The organism is Burkholderia sp. BCC0419 (assembly GCF_902830285.1).
GTDB lineage: Bacteria > Pseudomonadota > Gammaproteobacteria > Burkholderiales > Burkholderiaceae > Burkholderia.
In genome coordinates, this window is record NZ_CADESR010000012.1 from 146,794 (window position 1) to 163,460 (window position 16,667).

Sequence of the window (16,667 nt, forward strand, 5' to 3'; positions counted from 1 at the left end):
ATGCGCACCGGCTACTTGCCCGCCGCACCGCCGGTCACGCCGCCGAGCAGGCCGCCCACCAGCGACGTCACCGGCGCGAGCGGATTGGCGAGGCCGCCCAGCGGCGAGCCGCCGCCGCTCGTACCGGCCGCGGAGCCGTCGTGCACGGTGGCCGGGATGCCGCCGACCACGCTCGTCACCAACCCGGAGATCGGCACCGCGCCGTTCGCACCGGCCGGGTTCACGAGGCCGCCCGCATTGGTCACCGTGTCGCCGACCGCACGGACGAGGGAGCCGACGCCACCGACGATCGGCTGCGGCGACGCGGCGGTCACCTTCCATCCGGCCGACGTGATCGCCCCGCCGACCTGTCCGAGCAGGCCCGCGACCGGCTGCCCGAGGCCGGTGGCAGTGCCGACCTGCTGCGTGAGCTGGCCCGCCGTCGTCACGAGCGGCGTGATGGCGGTGCTGATCGCCTGCGTCGCCTGCTGGACCGGGGCCGACGACAGCGACGCGCCGAGCGTAGCGCCGCCCGTGCGCAAACCGCTCGCCACCGTGTCGAGCAGCCCGCCGACCGGCGTCGTGATCGGCGCCAGCGGCGACAGCGGGCCGGACCCGAGCGCCTTGACGGTTTCGCTGATGCCGCTGACCGGGTTGCCGGTCGCGGCGACGACCGTACCGAGGCCGCCGACCGTCGTGCCGACCGGGTTCGGTACGATGCCGATCTGGCCGAGACCGCCGCTCACGACGTCCGACGTATCGCCGATGATCGTGCCGACGCCGGTCACCGTATCGGCCGGCCCGACGGTGACGCCCTTGCTGACGCCGGGCAGGCTCATGCTGCCGAGCGTGGCGCCCTCGTCCATCACGATCGCACCGACGGAGCTGACGATGCCGTTCGTACCCGGCGCGCCGCTCGTACCCCAGCCGCTGGTGTTGCCGCTGCTCGAGCCGCTGCTGCTCGTGCCACTGCTGCTCGTGCCGCTGCTGCTTGTGCCGCTGCTGCTCGTGCCGCTGCTGCTTGTGCCGCTACTGCTTGTGCCGCTACTGCTTGTGCCACTGCTGCTTGTGCCACTGCTGCTTGTGCCACTGCTGCTTGTGCCGCTACTGCTTGTGCCGCTACTGCTTGTGCCGCTACTGCTTGTGCCGCTACTGCTTGTGCCGCTACTGCTTGTGCCGCTGCTGCTTGTGCCGCTGCTACCGCTTGAGCCACTACTACCACTCGTCCCACTCGTGCTCGTCCCGATGTGATTGCCAGCAAGCGTCGGCGCCGTAATGTCGCCCCCGCCGCACGCCGCGAGCGCACACGCCGCGGCAATGGCGGCGAGCGCAACGTTCGCCTTGATGAAATGATTCTGCATGGAAGTCCCCGTCCGCTATTCAGCGCGAACATTTCATCAAGCATCTACCGTGCCATCTCCATCGGCCTCCTTCACAGTTTCACAATCGCCTTGCGATGGCCGGGCAGACCGCACTGCGCGGCACGACGTATCGCATGCGGCCCGCGTGCTGCGGCTCGACCCGCCCTGACATTCCGATAACGCTGACGTAACACGAGCCGTGCGTTACGTAGCACGCACGAGCCGTAAAAACGGCGGCGTCCACCCGAGCACGCGCCGCATCCTCGTCACGGCCGCTTCACCAGCTTCACGATCGTCAGTGTGCCGTTGACGTTTTCCACCCGAACCCGGACCTTGTCGCCCACCTGCAGCGACGAGATCATCGCCGCATCGCCGGCCTTGAATGCCATCGTCATCGGCGGCATCCCGAGGTTGTCGAGTGCGCCGTGCTTCAGCGTCACGAGCCTGCGCCCGGCATCGATATCCTTGACTTCGGCATCGGTCAGCTTCGCATCCGGCGCCGACACATTCGTATCGCCCGACTTCATGCCCGACATGTCGCCACCCGCGAGCGCCGGCATGGCAACGACCGCCATCGCGCACGACATGGCGACAGCGTGAAAGCAGGTTTTCATCGAGTGTCTCCCGTCGGGGCCCGGCGCGTTTCTGCTGCCAGCCGGTGCTCGCATCACACGATCAACGTCACACCGGCCCACGCGATCAGCACGACACCCAGCACACGGCCGATACGATCGCCGCCGGGCAGGACCTTTTCCACGAACACGAACAGCGACAACGCGACGATCCACACGACATTCATCACGCCGCCGACGAACAGCAGCGCCATCAGCAACCAGCAGCAGCCCACGCAAACCATGCCGTGCCGCGCGCCCAGCAGGAAGCTGCCGGCCACGCCCGGACGCCAGTGCGCGACGAGGAATGCAGCCGGCGCACGGCATTGCCGCAGGCACGCGCGTTTCAGCGGCGAGAATTGATAGAGCCCGGCCAGCGCCAGCACGATGGCGGAAAGGAGCGCGCTCCTCGACCACAGCATCATCGCGGAGATCAGCCCGGCAGGCTGCAGCAGCGCCTGAAGCAACGCCGCGCCGATCGAGAACGCGAGCCATGTCGTCAGATAGCCGGCCAGCAGCGCCACCGACGTGAACGCCGATCCCGCCGCCCCGTTGCCGTGCTGCCGCAGCACGCGCCGGTACAGCATCACGAGCGGCGCGGCGCCGGGCGTCATCATCGCGATCATCATCACCCACCACATCGCGATCACGGTCGGCAGCGACGGATCCATGCTGCCCATGCCGTCCGCCAGCCGATGCGGAAACAGCGCGACGGTCGTCATCTCCCACGCCGACATGCCGGTTCCCGCGCCCGTCCACAGATAGAACCAGCACAGGCCGACGAGCACGGCCATGCCGAACAGCATGACGGCGCGCTCGCGCGCGAGCCAGGTGTCGAACGGCGTCATGCCGCGGCGCGATGCCGGATCAGCCCGTGGTTGTTCAGATGCAGCCGCGCGAATTGCGCATAGGTTCCGTCGAGATTCAGCGCGATGTTGCCCTGCGAGCGCCCCGTGCCCGAACCGATCTCGGCCAGCTCGTATTCGAAACCGTGCGGCAGGTCGATCCGCACACGGTGCTCGGCCCCCGTCACCGGATTGTGGATGGGTTCGCCGGCGGCGTCGAACACACCTTCCACGTGAATCCGGCCGCGCCGCGCATCGACATCGACGTCGAAATCGATCTTCGTGAAGATCGGGTCGAACGCGTGCTCGAGCGTCGACGCATACACGGAAAACATCGTCGCGAAAGGATCGGTATCCTGACCGGTCATGATCTTCAGCACGGCTTCACGCTGCGCCGGACTGGCGCGCTCGTCGACGATCGGCTGGCACTTGCCCTTGCCTTCGTGAACGGCACCCGGCCACTGGAACACCACCGCGATCCTGACGCCGTCGAGCACCACGTCGCCGTAGTGGCCGCTGTCGATCGAAATCGCCCCCATCGCTTCGCAGTTGCCGTTGGTCGGCAGCGCATTGAACTGGCAAGGGCAACCGTATGAGCAATTGCAACTGATCATTTCGGTACCTTGAATCTCCCACGGCGTCATGGCTCCACCTCGCGCGCTGAAATAGACGAACGCTTCGAATCTAGTGCACGCAATCGGGGAAAGCAAAGCAGCAATGGCGGCGTGAAAACCGGGGGTCCGGCCTTACGCAAGACGTTTCGGGATGCGTTCGCCGCGCTGTTCCGGAAACCGTCTCGTCACCCGTTCTCACACGAACAGCGACGCGACGATCGCACACCACACCGCGCCGGCACCGCACAGAAAAACGCGCCGCGCGACGAACATTCGCGACTCGTCGTCTGGCGTCTTCATGGGCGATGTCGCGAGAAACGGCACGCTGGCGAGGCATGCGAAACCCGCCAGCGCGGGCACGATCACGACGTAGTCGCCGAACCGCCAGGGCAGCGCTTCGTGCAATCCCCAGTAGCCGAGAAACAGCATGCCCATCGAGAACATCGTCGCCGCGGCCGAGCTGAGCGCGACCACCGATCCTATCGGAAATTGCACGGGAACCTCCCCTCGCGGGCAGGCGTGCTGCCGCTCATCTCGCCGGGGATCGCGATGATTGCGTCTGCCGGCGCAGACTCATGCGTTCATTTCCGGCTCGAACGCATCGCGTGCGCCGTCGAGGCCGAGCAGCGAATGCGCGTTGTCCCCGATTGACGGATTCGGCCCGATCGAGCGGTTATGTCGTACCCGTTCAACGAGGACGCGCGTCGCGCCGCTAACTCGGCTTCTTCGTGCCCTGCGCAACGGAAATCCACCCGACCACCGCCGCGGCGACCCAGCAACAGGTGATCATCAGGTCCAGATCCATCCAGCCCTGAAAATTCATACTGTTTTCGAAACTGCAGCGCTGATGGCCCCTGACCCACATGCAGCCGCTGATCAGCTGCTGGATGTGCATGTAGATGCTGTACACGGCAACGGCCGAAGCGATGACGGCGACCCGCAGGCTTATGCTCTTTTTCATTGATGCTGAAGGCGTGGGATGATCTCCCGACGATCTTAAGCCAATGGCAATGCGTGACGCAATCGATCCGGTATCGACCCGATTGACCAGCACGCGTAAAAGGGGATCGATCTCGCAACAGCAACGCGGATCACCATGACGAAACAGAATACGATCGCACTGATCGTCGATCCCGACAGCGGCGAGCGGATTCGCGACATCGCCGCGCACGCACGGCATACGTGGGTCGTGACGAGCGATACGAACGACCCCGTGGTCAGGCAGATCTGGAATACGCGTGGGCCGGAGTCTGGGCAAGCCCCCGAAGGCGGCGTGACCACGTTCCTGCGTCATGGCGACGACCGCGAAAGCTGGTGCGCCGGAATACTGGATGCGGTCGACGACCATCACGGCGACGCGCTGCATCGCGACGGCCATGCGATTCTGGCCGTTTACGGCACGCCGCTTTCCGGACGCCTTCGGCGCGCGTTGTCCGCCTTCGGGTTTTCGGACTTCGTGTCGACGACGGAAGGATTTCTCGCGTTCAAGCGCGACACCGGATGAATCGCGGGTGGTTCGCAGCGCCACCCAGTTCAATCGACGATCGGCCTGATCGTCTGCAGGCAATCCGCAGCCAGTTGCTGATAAATCCGCGTGCCGTTCGGCTTCGCGTCGATCTCCGCATCGCTCAGCCGCCGCACGACGGGCGCCGGCACCCCGCAAGCAGCACGCCGCAGGGCACGTCGTAGCCGGCCTTCACGAATGCACAGGCCGCCACGATCGTCGCGCCATCCCCGTACTGTCAATCCGGACGATACGCGTCGCCACCGACGGCGGCAAAGAACGAAACCGTACTCGCCATCCTGGCCGCGCGAACGCGAGTCACGTCGAGCCGCGCCAGGTCGTATGCATACTCGTCGCGGAGCACACGAAGCCGGTCCGAACTGCCGTTCTCGAACTGGCGGCGGGTCATCTCCAGAACGGTCTGCTGCCGTTGCGCGACCGCGCCACGGGCCTGCAGCGTGGTCGCATCGCGATCGATTTCGGTCATCGCATCGGCGACGCTCTGCAACGCGCCCAGCACGACCTTCCGGTAGTCCTCGAACGTGGCATCGTAAGCGGCAACCGCCGCATCCCGCGCCGCACGCAATTCTCCACCATGAAAAACCGGTGCGCTGAGCTGGGCGCCGATATTCCAGATCGTGGTGCCGCCGGCGAACAACTGACCGAGCACCAGCGGCGACGACCCGATGCTCGCACCCAATTCGATCCGCGGGTAAAGATTGGCCGTGGCAATGCCGGCCAGCTCGCCGGCAATATGCAGGCTCGCCTCCGCTGCGAGAATATCGGGCCGTTGCCGCACGAGCTCCGACGGAACCACCGACGGCAGGTCCTGCGGCAACTGCAAATCGTCCAAGCGAAACTGCGGCAGCGATTCGGGCGATGGAACACCGGCATAGACCGCGAGTTGAAACCGGACCTGCAGCAGTTCCGCGCGTAATACCGCTAGTTCCGTCTCGATTCGATCAGCGTCCGAATCGCCATCGATCGTTTCCCGATACGCGACGCTGCCGATTTCATGCCGTTCGTGCAGCATCTGCCGAACAGTTTTCCGGTTCCGCAACACTGCGTCGGTCAATTCGATTTCGTCGCGCAGCCGCCCTTCCCGAACCACCGCAGCGATGATATTGCTGGCCAGCGTCAAGCGCGCTGCGTCTGCCTGATGCTGTCTCAGCGCCGCTTCGTACCGTTTCGCCGCGATCCGATGGCGCTGCGCGCCGAAGAAGTCGAAGTCGTATCGAACGTTCACGTTCGTGTTGTACAGCATGAACGGGGATGGGTTGGGAATCATCGGCAAGCCGGCAGCGGCAGTATTCAACTGCTCCCTTTTGGCCGATGCGCCGAGGTCGATCTGCGGATAGCGACTGGCACCGTGTTGTCCCGCAAGATACTTCGTGGCCTCGATCAACCGCGACTCCGCGCTCCTTATGGACGGACTATCCTGCATTGCCTGCTCGACGAGTGCATCCAGCGCCGACGAGCCAAAGCGCCGCCACCAACGCGGCTCGGGTTCGCCGTGCACGCCCGCGTCATCGCGATCGGTCGACACGGCGCTCATTCCCATGAAGGTGGAAGGCAATGCCAGCTCGCTCGCGGATCGGGGAACAAACGCGGGATGGCTGCACCCGTGCCCCGCGACGATGGCAACCGCGATCGGCAGGACCGCAATCGCGCGGCAGGCGCGGCGGCATGGACAGGTTCGTTGTGCCATCGTCGTTCAATCGAGCGTGGTTCGGTACGCGAGTAGGCCGATCGTCATTGCAACCAGCGCGAATACGACCATTGTCGCCGCATCAGGCCATACTTCGTTCCATCCACTCCCCTTCAGGAGGACACCACGAATGGCCCGGTTGAAATAGGTCAGCGGCAATCCGTTGCCGAGCAGCCGCGCCCAGCCCGGCATGCCGGCAAACGGAAACATGAATCCGGAGAGCAAGACGCTCGGCAGGAAATAGAAGAACGTCATCTGCATCGCCTGCAACTGGTTCCGTGCGACCGACGAAATGGCGATGCCGACCATCAGGTTCGCGACGATCAGCAACGATGCGAGGCAGTAGACCGTTACAGGATTGCCTTCAAACGGCACGCCGAACACGAACCGGGCCGCCAGCAGGATGATCGTGCATTGCAGGAGGCCGATCAGGATGTACGGCACGATTTTTCCGCAGATTACCTCGATCGAGGTTGCAGGCGACGCGAGGATGTTCTCGATCGTTCCGCGTTCACGTTCACGCGTGATGGCGAGGCTCGTCATCATGACCATCGTCATCGACAGGATGACTCCCATCAATCCGGGGATGATGTTGTACTGCGTAATGCCGGCCGGATTGTAGATCCTGTGCACCCGGGCCGAGAATGCATCTCGTGGCGCGGCTATCGCCAAGACTCCCGTCAAATCCTTGTTCAACACCGTCAGTGTCATCGTGTTGAACGCGGCGATCGCATTTCCCGTTGCCGCGGGATCGGTCGCATCCGCTTCGACCAGAATTTCCGGGTGCTCGTTGCGCACCAGCCGTCGCGAGAAGTCGTGCGGCACGCTGACCACGAACTGCACGCTGCCCTTTTGCAGCGCGTCACGGGCCGCCCGTTCGGAAAACAGGCCGCCCCGGACATCGAAATACCCCGTGTTGCGCATACCGGCGACGAGCGATCGCGAAAATTCGCTTGTGTCGTCGGCGAGCACGATTGTCGGAAGATGCCTGGGGTCGCTGTTGATCGCAAAACCGAACAGGGCCAGTTGCACGATCGGCAACACGGCGATCATCCCGAGCGTCACGCGATCGCGGCGGATCTGGAGGAATTCCTTCGTGACCATGCTCCACCAGCGGGAAATCGAAAATCCGATCATGATCAGCCAGCCTCCCCGGATGCGTCCTTCATCAAATGCAGGAAAACGTGCTCGATATTCGTCGCGATCCTGTGAAGCTCGACACCATCGCCGCAGACCGCGGCGAGACTCGCCCCAAGCACGGCCTCGTCACGTCCCGATACGTGCAGTGCACGACCGAACGCAATCACCTGCTCGACGCCCGGCCGGCCCTTGAGCCGGTCGTTCAGCCGGACGAGATCGCCTCCGGACACCGACCAGGTATGGAGCGCGTGCCGCCGCACGAGATCGCCTGCCTCGCCGTGTGCCAGCAGCGTGCCGTACGAGATGTAGGCCAGCTTGTGGCAACGCTCCGCCTCGTCCATATAGTGCGTGCTGACGAGCACGGAAATACCGCGTGCCGCCAGACGGTGCAGTTCCTCCCAGAACACCCTGCGCACGCCCGGGTCGACGCCGGCCGTCGGTTCGTCGAGCAGCAGTAGTTCGGGCGACTGCAACAGCGCAGCGGCAAGCGCCACCCGCTGCTTCCAGCCGCCCGACAATGAGCCAGTCAGCTGGTTCGAGCGCGACTCCAGGTCCATCTCGGCGAGGATCCTCGCGACGCGTTCCTTTCGCGCGTCGATCGCATACAGTCGCGCGACGAAGTCGAGGTTCTCCCGCACCGTCAGGTCTTCCCAGTACGAAAAACGCTGCGTCATGTAGCCGACTCGTCGCTTGATCTCCCGGCATTCCGTCCGGATGTCGAATCCGAGGCAGGTTCCGCTGCCGGAATCCGGCGTCAGCAGTCCGCACATCATGCGCAACGAGGTCGTCTTGCCGCTGCCGTTCGGGCCGAGAAAGCCGAATATCTCGCCGCGACCGACCTGCAGGCTCAGGTTCTTGACGACGTGCCGTGTGCCGAAATGCTTGTTCAGCTCGCGCACGTCGATCAGCGGCATCGCATGATTCATGGCGTCACCTCGATCGGCAGACCGGGATGCAGAGAGCGCGCGGCAACGGTGTCGGGCCGCGCCTCGACAAGAAACACCAGCTTCGAGCGTGCGTCGTTGCTGTAGATGACGGGCGGCGTATATTCGGCGTCCGACGCGATATGGCTGATCGTCGCCGTATAGCCGCGTTCGCAGCCGTCGCATGCGATCTTCACGACACGACCGACGCGTAAATTGGCCAGCGCGGCCTCAGGCACGAAGAAGCGCACCTTCGTATTGCGATCGACCAGAATCTTCGCCACCGGGTTGCCGGCGACGACCCACTCGCCCGGCGTAAAGAACGTATCGACGACGACACCCTTGCCGGGAGCCTGCACCGACAGTTGCCGGAATTGCGTCTGCAGCCGTTCATATTCGGCCTGCAGTGCATCGGCGCTCTGTCGCTGCGAATGCCGTTGACCGTCGCGCGCCGGCAAGCGCGCCGTCCTCAGTTGGCTGGCGAGCTCGCTGACTCGTGCGTTGTCCACCCGGTCCGCCGCACGTTCGCGTTCGAGCTGATCGCGCGAGATCGCCTGTATCGCGTAGTCGGCTTCTGCACGGGCGAGCCGTTGCGTCGAAAGCGCGGCACTCGCCCGCGCCTGTTCGAGCTGCGCCTTCACCGTATCGATTTCCGATGAACGCTTTCCCTGCTCCAGATCGTCGAGCACGTTCAGCGACGATTGCCACTGGTGATACTGACGCTTGATTGCCTGTTCCAGGTCAGGAGCACTGATCTCGAAAACGACCGCGCCCGCTTCGACACGATCGCCGCGTGCCGCGTGCAATGTCTTCAGGTTTCCCGAGTACGGCGCCGACAGATAGGAAAACTGCCCTTCGATATAGCCATGATATGTTTCCGGCGACTTTGTACAGCCCGCGGCGAGGAGGCACGCGCAAACGAAGCCGTACCCGGCCCACCTGGGCATGAGCGTGATGCATTCCATAGGGAAGAAGCCGAATATGGCGTGGTTGTATGCGACGACGGCTCAGAGGATGCCGATATTGATGTCCTTCGCCTCGATGATCTCGCCGTAGACGGGTTGCAGACAATCGAGCAGGTCGGCAAGCGCCTCCCCGTCGAGCATGCCGGCCCAAGGAAACATCCGGATGACATCCGCCCGATCGCGCGGATGTGTCAGCAAAACGACGTCGATATCGCGCGGCGCAACGCGTCTCAGCCATTTTTTTGTGCAGATGGACCAAAGTAGACATTCGATTCCGTTGCAGCAGGAAACAGCTGCTTTTCAACCATGGGCGCCCTTCCATCTTTTCAATTTGAATGGCATGGCCGGTCCATATGAAATGGACCAATCAATTCTATTTCACGTGAAAAATTGTGAATCCATACACATCTCGACTACGAAATATCCATGACGATGTCTTTCGACATGGGCTTTAATACGGCGGCCGTGCCATACAAAATTCGCCCAAGCAACTACACGATCGAACCGATACGGCGATGAATTCTATTTTTTTGCAATCCAATTCGTCAACGCAAAATCCGGCGTTTTAATTTTTAATTTTGAGATTGGATCGTTATTTTTCAATTCGAAACAAATAAAAGACTAGTACTGGTACTAAGTCATATTGAAAACTCTGGAAACGCCCCGGCCCACTACGTGGGCATCGCCCCCACTATCGTGACTAAGGGAATTCCGCATTGCCGACCGTGACGCCACTGTGCCAAGAGGAGGCTAAATCTGCCAATCCGACGGAGGCACACGTCACGGATAGGACCCGGCGGAGGGCAACGCCGCACTACATCGTGGAGACGATGCCAACGTGATACGACCCCACCGGCTACTGCCAGTAGGCCGTCAGCAGCTTGGGCGTAGGCTGGCGGAACAACATGTTGCGGAGGAGAAGCGCCGTGCCCGATTCAGGATCGTTCGAACCGGCCTCCATAATCAAACGCCGCTGCGTCACCCTCCTGCCCCTCTGTCTCGCCGTACTCGTGGCCCAGGTCGACACGGCCGTCGTCATCAGGTGTCGCGCTTCGAGCAGACGCAACTGCTTCTGGTACTGCAGCGGTGTCATCGCCGTCAGCGCCTTGAATTGCCGGTGAAACGCGGACGGGCTCATCTGCGCGACGGCGGCGAGTTCGTCGACGCGGATCGCCTCGGCGAACTGGCCGCGCAGCGCATGGATCGCCGCGACGACGCGCTGGGCGTGACCGTTGGCGAACACGACACGCGACACTTCGCCGCCGTGCGGCCCGGCCGCTGGGTCAATGCGTAGCGCATCGAGGTGTCGGGCGAGATGGCGCTCTGAGCGTTGACTTTCGTCGATCGGCCCGATACGATCGATGCACTTTCAAGACGCCCTCCCGGTCCGCCGGGAGGGCGTTTCGTTTTGGTTCCCGGACCAAAAGGAAACGACTTGAAATGAACCCTATCGACACCCTCGCCTCCCGCCCGGACAGCGCAGCCGGCAGCCTCGGTTACCTGCGGCACGGCACGGGCCCCGAATGCGTGATGGTCCTGCACGACTGGCTCGGCGACCATACGAACTACGCGGCGCTGCTGCCGTATCTCGACGAAACGGCGTTCACGTACGTGTTCGCCGATCTGCGCGGCTACGGTGCGTCCATTCACTTGGGCGGCACGTACACGATCAACGAGATCTCGACCGATTGCGTCGCGCTCGCGGATCGTCTCGGCTGGCAGCGCTTTCACGTGATCGGCCATTCAATGACCGGCATGGCGACGCAACGGCTCGCCGCCGACGTGCCGTCGCGCATCAAGAGCGCGATTGCCGTGTGCCCCGTGTCGGCGGCCGGCAATCGCCTGCACGACGACGCACGCGCATTCTTCGCGAGCACGACCGTCGACGACGATGCGTTTCGCCGGCTCGTGCGATTCGTGACGGGGGGACTGTCGGCGCGCTGGGCCGATGTCAAGCTGCGGCAGAACCGCGAGCGCGTGGCGCCCGCTTGCCGACTCGCGTATCTCGACATGCTGACCGGAACCGACTTCGTCGATGACGTGCGCGGGCTCGACACGCGCTTTCTGGTCGTCGTCGGCGACAAGGACCCGGGGCTCGACGCAGCAGCGATGCGGGCGACGTTTCTCGCATGGCATCCGGACGCGCGGCTCGTGAAGATACCGAATTGCGGGCATTACCCGATGCAGGAATGTCCGCCGTATTTCGCGATGGTGATCGAGGATTTCCTGCGGGACGCGGCCGCCTGAGCGTGAAACACGCGCGGCGCCGGTAAAGGCGGGAGAAGCAGAAGAAGCCGTCGCGGCGCGACGGCACCGCCGGCGATCGACGAACGGCACACAGTGCGCCGTTCATCCGGTTCGTCCGGCCATGCGGCCGAACAGGTGACGATCGGTGCGCGCTGCTGCGCACCGGTCGTGGCCGCTTAGCGGCGCGGCTGCCCGCTTCGCGGCGGACGCGGGGAATTCGCGTCCTTGTGCCGGAAGTTGATGCGGCCCTTCGTCAGGTCGTACATCGACAGTTCCAGCGTCACGCGATCACCCGCGAGAATGCGGATGTGGTTCTTGCGCATGCGGCCCGACGCGTACGCGCCGACCACGACGCCGTTTTCCAGCGTGACACGGTATTTGCTGTCCGGCAGCACTTCGTCGACGATTCCGTCCAGTTCCAGCAGTTCTTCTTTTGCCAAACCAATTCCTCCAGACAAGGTGATTGACCGCGGCCGCGGCGATCTGCCCGGCGCCGGCTCCCGCAAACGGGACGGCGGCCGGCAGGCAGCCGGGATCGGTTCGTTCAGACGGGCCACGGGCCTGTCTTGCGATCGGAGCCCGGCGCGTTGCGGCGTTCGGGCGGTCGGTGGCGGCGGCGCAATGAGCGCGCCGCGCAAGTCGGGACCGCGCCGGCTACGGGGCATGGCGGCGGCCTGCTCGGGTTGATGCGTTGAAGCGGTGATGCGCTGGCGAAGCGACGAGCGCTTCGCGAGGGCGTTGCGTCGCACGCGGGTCACGCATGCGATGAGGGAGGCGTCACGACCGATGCATCGTGAATGTCGCGATGCATCGGTCGTGCGCATCGGAACGCGCAGGCCGCCGTCATGCGGCGTCCCGCGCGATACTCCATCCGGCATCGGCCGCCGCTTGGCGACCGCTGCCGATGCGGCTTACTGCGGCGTGATGTTCGACGCTTGCAGACCCTTCGGGCCGCGCTTCACTTCGAAGCTGACCTTCTGGCCTTCGGCCAGGGTCTTGAAGCCCGTGCCGCGAATTTCGGAGAAATGGGCGAACAGATCGTCGCCGCCGTTGTCCGGGGAAATGAAACCAAAGCCCTTGGTTTCGTTGAACCACTTGACGGTACCGGTATCCACAAATACTTCCTTAATACAAATAATTGAACATGCGCCCGCGACGGGCACAGAAAGAATCAAAGAGGGAGAGACCAACGACTGCCGCACGGTGTGCGGCCAATGATGAGCAATCGAACTTCTTGACGACTTCGGTTTCGGACACTACGCGGGAGCGGCCGTTTCGTCAAGTTATTTTGATGCGACGCACAAGCGCGGGCGCTCCGGACACCTTCCATGGCGGATGTTGCCTGTCGATATAGCCCGTTTCGATGCGCCCCTCATTTTTTGGCCGCCAGCCCGTTTTTTTACCGTCTGTTGGGACGAGAGGACGAGCGGTAAGAGGCCGGCGCCGCCCGTCCCGGCTTCGCGCGACGGCGGGCCGCCGCCGCGACGCTAGTCGAACGGATTCAGCAACCGGACGCCGGTGCGCGCGAAATCGTCAACGTTGCGCGTGACGACCGTCAGATCGTTGATCAGCGCGGTGGCTGCGATCAGCTTGTCGAGTTCGTGCGTCGGATCGGGCACCCGCAAATGCCCCCACATCTGGCTGGCCTCGATATCGACCGGCAGGATGTTCGGCGCATAGCCGGACAGGATCATCGCCATCCAGGCCTCGAGCGCCGACGCCTGGCTGTGATCGCCGCGATGACGGATCAGGTCGACACCGCGCCGCAGCTCGGCCACCGTCACGACGGACAGGTAAAGCGGGCTCGCGTCGGCTTCGGCCTGCCTGAAGAACGCCCGCACGCCGCGGTTGGTTCGCTTGCCCTTCCTGATTTCGCTGATGACGTTCGTATCAATCAAAAACACGCCTGACCTCGCCTGAATCCTGAACACGTTGGAAATCCGCGTCTTCGCCCACCTCCGGCATGCTCATCAGCACTTGTGCAAAGGACCGCCGCTTCGGCCGGCCGAGCGCTTCGGCCAGAATGGCTCGATGTTCGGCCTCGGCGCTCCTGCCATGGGCCGCCGCCTGCTCGCGCAGGCTTTGAACGATAGTGTCATCCACGTTACGCACCAGAAGATTTGCCATGAGTACCTCCATCCAGATTTGCTATCAATGATAGCGCCATGAAGATAAATTGCAAGCATTGCTATCACCTTCGTGACCGGACGGACCCCTGAGTCGGCGTGGACCCGCAGCAGCGGACGACAAGAATTTCGTCCATCTTCCGCCGCGGGTCCGACGCATCGAACTGCTGTCGCTCAAGGTAAGCCGGAGCGGGACGATGGGGAAGCCGGCCGGATGGCCAGTCGAGTGCCATCGATAACGACGAATGTCCGGCCGGCGAGGAACGGGATTTGCGATGCGAGCGCCGTCGGCGACATGCGCTGCGAATACGGGCGTCGCATCGAGTCGCGCTGAAACATCGTGTTGCACAACGGGCCGCGACCCCTCGCCATCGTTTGATACCATCGGATCACAAGACCGGCGATCGAACGCCGTGCGAAGCGCGCAGAAGACCTTGCATCGACGCGGACCATCCGTGCCTGAAATCCCGATCCAAGACACGAGACGCCCTTCAGTGGACTTTGTTACGCCCTCTCTGGAAACCCTGTTCTCCCCGACACCCGACAAACTCTACTTCCCGGCATGCGTTGCGGCCGTGGCGATCATCGCGTGGCTCGTCGCCCGACACGTGCCGTTCTACCGGTCGGCCGTCGACAAGTCGCTGTCGATGCGCTATCGCAATCTCGACGGGTTCCGCGGCCTCCTGGCCATCTCCGTGGTCTTCCATCATTTCGCGTGCAACCAGGCGTTGCTGTCGACCGGCGTCTGGGGTGCCGGCACCGACTTCCTGCGCGATCTCGGGACGATTCCCGTCGCGATGTTCTTCATGGTCACCGGGCTGCTGTTCTGGGAACGCGCATGCCGAGGCGCGCTCGACGTGCGGACCTTCTTCGTCGGGCGCGTGCGACGCCTCGCGCCGCTCTATCTGTTTTACGCGGCCGTCATCGTCATCTGCACGCTTTACTGGTTTCCTCGCAACGCCGTCGGTGCACCGGCGCAGTTGCTGGCCGACCTGCTCAAGACCGTTTCGCTCGGCTGGTTCGGCGCGTTCCCGATCAACGGAGCGGAGCGAACCCCGTATCTGAGCGGCGTCTGGTGGACCCTCGCCTACGAATGGCGGTTCTACGTCGCCGTTCCGTTTCTCGCGTGGTTCGTCGCCACGCGTGCGTGGCGCAAGCTGCTCGCGCTCGCGATCGTCACGGCCTGCGCGGCGCTGTTCGGGCCGCCAGGCGGCATGGCGCTGCTGTTCGCGTTCGGCGCGGTGGCCTACGAGGTGTCGCGGCATCCTGCAATCTGCGCGCGGCTCGCCACGAAAGCGGCGGCGACCGTCGCGCTGCTGATCCTCGCGATGTCTCCGTCCCCCGCCGAACGCTATTCGATCGCAGGCGCGCTGCCGCTGCTTCCGGTGTTTCTCTGCATCGCCAGCGGGAACACGTTCTACGGCGTGCTCAAGACCCGCCCGCTCGCGCTGCTCGGCACCGCCAGTTTCAGCATCTACATGATCCACATGGTGATCGTGTACATGATCATTCATGCAGTCGACAAGTTCGTTTTCCCGATCAATTCAGCCGACGACTCGGGCATCTGGGCGCTCGCGCTGGCATGCGCGCTGGTTGCCGTCTTCTGTGCGCTGCTGACTTACCGCTACGTCGAGCATCCGTTCATCGCAAAGCGCCACGACGCACGCCCGGCACGCCGCGCGGCGGAGCCCGCTCGCGAGCGTCAAACGGTCACGCCGTGACCCGTGCGCGTTCAGAAACGGTACGAGATGCCGATCTGCAGGACCGGGTACCACCGATAGCGCGACATCATCTGCCGCAGCGAGTCGAGCCCGCTCGCGGCCAGCACCTGGCTCTTCGCCGGTCCGGCCGCCGCGGCCAGTTCCGGCGACAGCGTGTACGAACATTTCGGTATCCCGTACGCGACGCCGATATCGGCGACGAACCCGAGCCCTTTCGACGCAGGCCGATGCCCGTAGCCGATTCCGACATACGGCATCACGGTCGGATAACGCGCTTCCGCGACCGCGTACATGCCCGGCAGCGCTGGATAACGCTTGCCGCCGAATACGTAGGTCCCGTTGGTCGGTACCGATACGCCGTGAAGCTCGTCGTCGTTGAAGCGCAACCCGAGCGTCGCGCGGAAGCCGCTGCCTCGCCACGGAAAGATGTCGGCATATAAGCCGCCCTGGCGCAGCTTCAGGTCGTCCTGATAGCGATTGCCGGCCACCGTGAAGTTATGCGTCAGATTGATCGCGTTGAAATCCGCGTGCGCGCCCAGCATCGAATTGAAGCTCACGGCCGCCCCGATGCCGACGCCCTGCGTGCCGCCCTGCAGGTAGATTTCCTGCGCGTGCGCGCTCGCGACGAACATCGCCGCGACTACTGCCCATTGATTCACTGTCGTTTTCACGGGCGCCTCCCCCGACATGTGCCGGGTGCGACGCGACGCACACGCGACCTTCGTCGCGATGCGCGATGCGAACCCCGGCACGACACCTTGCAAGCACGCTTGCTGTTCGACGGATCGGGGACGCGTTGTGCGGTGCACATGACCGATACGACATGCGCTGCGCATGCGCCGTGGCACACGGCGCGCGCGACCCGATCCGATTCCCCGTTTGTTTCGATGTCGTTACATGCCGCCGATGCGCGGGTCGTTCTG

19 protein-coding genes and 1 pseudogene are annotated in these 16,667 nt (G+C 63.8%); 3 read left to right on the plus strand and 17 right to left on the minus strand.

Features of this window, described 5'->3' with window-relative positions; translation table 11 throughout:
• Nucleotides 1-11: 11 nt before the first annotated feature.
• From HWW87_RS33425 to HWW87_RS33450, 6 genes are all read right to left on the minus strand, one after another.
• Nucleotides 12-1,340 carry a collagen-like triple helix repeat-containing protein gene (locus tag HWW87_RS33425; protein ID WP_175823882.1) on the minus strand — a complete coding sequence of 443 codons (1,329 nt, stop codon included), beginning with the start codon at nucleotides 1,338-1,340 and terminating at the stop codon, nucleotides 12-14.
• 266 nt (nucleotides 1,341-1,606) lie between these two features.
• Complete coding sequence (locus HWW87_RS33430; RefSeq protein WP_175823883.1) at nucleotides 1,607-1,954, minus strand: copper-binding protein; 348 nt, start codon at nucleotides 1,952-1,954, stop codon at nucleotides 1,607-1,609.
• A 53-nt stretch (nucleotides 1,955-2,007) separates the two neighbouring features.
• On the minus strand, nucleotides 2,008-2,799 hold the full coding sequence (locus HWW87_RS33435; RefSeq protein WP_175823884.1) for a DUF2182 domain-containing protein: 792 nt from the start codon (nucleotides 2,797-2,799) through the stop codon (nucleotides 2,008-2,010).
• A complete protein-coding gene (locus tag HWW87_RS33440; RefSeq protein WP_174430837.1) occupies nucleotides 2,796-3,440 on the minus strand; it encodes a DUF1326 domain-containing protein in 645 nt (214 codons plus the stop codon). Before HWW87_RS33440 ends, HWW87_RS33435 begins: the two co-directional genes overlap by 4 nt.
• Nucleotides 3,441-3,605: 165 nt before the next feature.
• Nucleotides 3,606-3,905: a hypothetical protein gene (locus tag HWW87_RS33445; protein WP_175823885.1), complete on the minus strand. Its 300-nt coding sequence runs from the start codon at nucleotides 3,903-3,905 to the stop codon at nucleotides 3,606-3,608.
• Nucleotides 3,906-4,122: 217 nt separating this feature from the next.
• The gene (locus tag HWW87_RS33450) at nucleotides 4,123-4,371 is read right to left on the minus strand and encodes a hypothetical protein (RefSeq protein WP_174430839.1); all 249 of its coding nucleotides are present in this window, start codon (nucleotides 4,369-4,371) and stop codon (nucleotides 4,123-4,125) included.
• A 135-nt stretch (nucleotides 4,372-4,506) separates the two neighbouring features.
• On the opposite strand from HWW87_RS33450, the gene HWW87_RS33455 reads away from it, so the two are divergent.
• Nucleotides 4,507-4,914, plus strand: a complete 408-nt coding sequence (locus tag HWW87_RS33455) for a hypothetical protein (RefSeq protein ID WP_175823886.1) — start codon at nucleotides 4,507-4,509, stop codon at nucleotides 4,912-4,914.
• A gap of 29 nt (nucleotides 4,915-4,943) precedes the next feature.
• Here the strand turns inward: HWW87_RS33455 and HWW87_RS37590 are convergent.
• The 6 genes and pseudogenes from HWW87_RS37590 to HWW87_RS37330 all read right to left on the minus strand — a co-directional run.
• Nucleotides 4,944-5,134 (minus strand): annotated as a pseudogene (locus tag HWW87_RS37590) (phenylacetic acid degradation protein PaaY); the annotation flags it as partial.
• A gap of 18 nt (nucleotides 5,135-5,152) precedes the next feature.
• Entirely contained in the window at nucleotides 5,153-6,622 is a 1,470-nt protein-coding gene (locus HWW87_RS33465; protein ID WP_175823887.1) for an efflux transporter outer membrane subunit, read from the minus strand.
• Nucleotides 6,623-6,628: 6 nt separating this feature from the next.
• On the minus strand, nucleotides 6,629-7,759 hold the full coding sequence (locus HWW87_RS33470) for an ABC transporter permease (protein ID WP_175823888.1): 1,131 nt from the start codon (nucleotides 7,757-7,759) through the stop codon (nucleotides 6,629-6,631).
• 2 nt (nucleotides 7,760-7,761) lie between these two features.
• A complete protein-coding gene (locus tag HWW87_RS33475) occupies nucleotides 7,762-8,676 on the minus strand; it encodes an ABC transporter ATP-binding protein (protein WP_244107388.1) in 915 nt (304 codons plus the stop codon).
• A gap of 8 nt (nucleotides 8,677-8,684) precedes the next feature.
• On the minus strand, nucleotides 8,685-9,650 hold the full coding sequence (locus HWW87_RS33480; RefSeq protein WP_175823890.1) for an HlyD family efflux transporter periplasmic adaptor subunit: 966 nt from the start codon (nucleotides 9,648-9,650) through the stop codon (nucleotides 8,685-8,687).
• Between the two features lie 856 nt (nucleotides 9,651-10,506).
• A complete protein-coding gene (locus HWW87_RS37330) occupies nucleotides 10,507-10,893 on the minus strand; it encodes an AraC family transcriptional regulator (RefSeq protein WP_244107389.1) in 387 nt (128 codons plus the stop codon).
• A gap of 197 nt (nucleotides 10,894-11,090) precedes the next feature.
• Here HWW87_RS37330 and HWW87_RS33490 point away from each other — a divergent pair, with 197 nt between their 5' ends.
• On the plus strand, nucleotides 11,091-11,897 hold the full coding sequence (locus HWW87_RS33490; RefSeq protein ID WP_175823891.1) for an alpha/beta hydrolase: 807 nt from the start codon (nucleotides 11,091-11,093) through the stop codon (nucleotides 11,895-11,897).
• Nucleotides 11,898-12,073: 176 nt separating this feature from the next.
• On the opposite strand, the gene infA is transcribed toward HWW87_RS33490, so the two are convergent.
• The 4 genes from infA to HWW87_RS33515 all read right to left on the minus strand — a co-directional run bounded on the left by infA (nucleotide 12,074) and on the right by HWW87_RS33515 (nucleotide 14,024).
• Nucleotides 12,074-12,337 carry a translation initiation factor IF-1 gene (gene infA / locus HWW87_RS33495; protein ID WP_027780754.1) on the minus strand — a complete coding sequence of 88 codons (264 nt, stop codon included), beginning with the start codon at nucleotides 12,335-12,337 and terminating at the stop codon, nucleotides 12,074-12,076.
• A gap of 471 nt (nucleotides 12,338-12,808) precedes the next feature.
• Entirely contained in the window at nucleotides 12,809-13,012 is a 204-nt protein-coding gene (locus tag HWW87_RS33505) for a cold-shock protein (RefSeq protein ID WP_006483056.1), read from the minus strand.
• A 372-nt stretch (nucleotides 13,013-13,384) separates the two neighbouring features.
• Nucleotides 13,385-13,801 (minus strand): type II toxin-antitoxin system VapC family toxin, encoded by a 417-nt coding sequence (locus tag HWW87_RS33510; RefSeq protein WP_175823931.1) that lies wholly within the window; start codon nucleotides 13,799-13,801, stop codon nucleotides 13,385-13,387.
• Nucleotides 13,788-14,024, minus strand: coding sequence for a DNA-binding protein (locus HWW87_RS33515; RefSeq protein ID WP_175823892.1), 237 nt, complete (start codon nucleotides 14,022-14,024; stop codon nucleotides 13,788-13,790). Before HWW87_RS33515 ends, HWW87_RS33510 begins: the two co-directional genes overlap by 14 nt.
• 493 nt (nucleotides 14,025-14,517) lie before the next feature.
• Between HWW87_RS33515 and HWW87_RS33520 the strand changes: the two genes are divergently transcribed.
• Nucleotides 14,518-15,744, plus strand: coding sequence for an acyltransferase (locus tag HWW87_RS33520; protein ID WP_175823893.1), 1,227 nt, complete (start codon nucleotides 14,518-14,520; stop codon nucleotides 15,742-15,744).
• An 11-nt stretch (nucleotides 15,745-15,755) separates the two neighbouring features.
• On the opposite strand, the gene HWW87_RS33525 is transcribed toward HWW87_RS33520, so the two are convergent.
• The gene (locus HWW87_RS33525) at nucleotides 15,756-16,433 is read right to left on the minus strand and encodes a hypothetical protein (protein ID WP_175823932.1); all 678 of its coding nucleotides are present in this window, start codon (nucleotides 16,431-16,433) and stop codon (nucleotides 15,756-15,758) included.
• Nucleotides 16,434-16,667 lie beyond the last annotated feature (234 nt).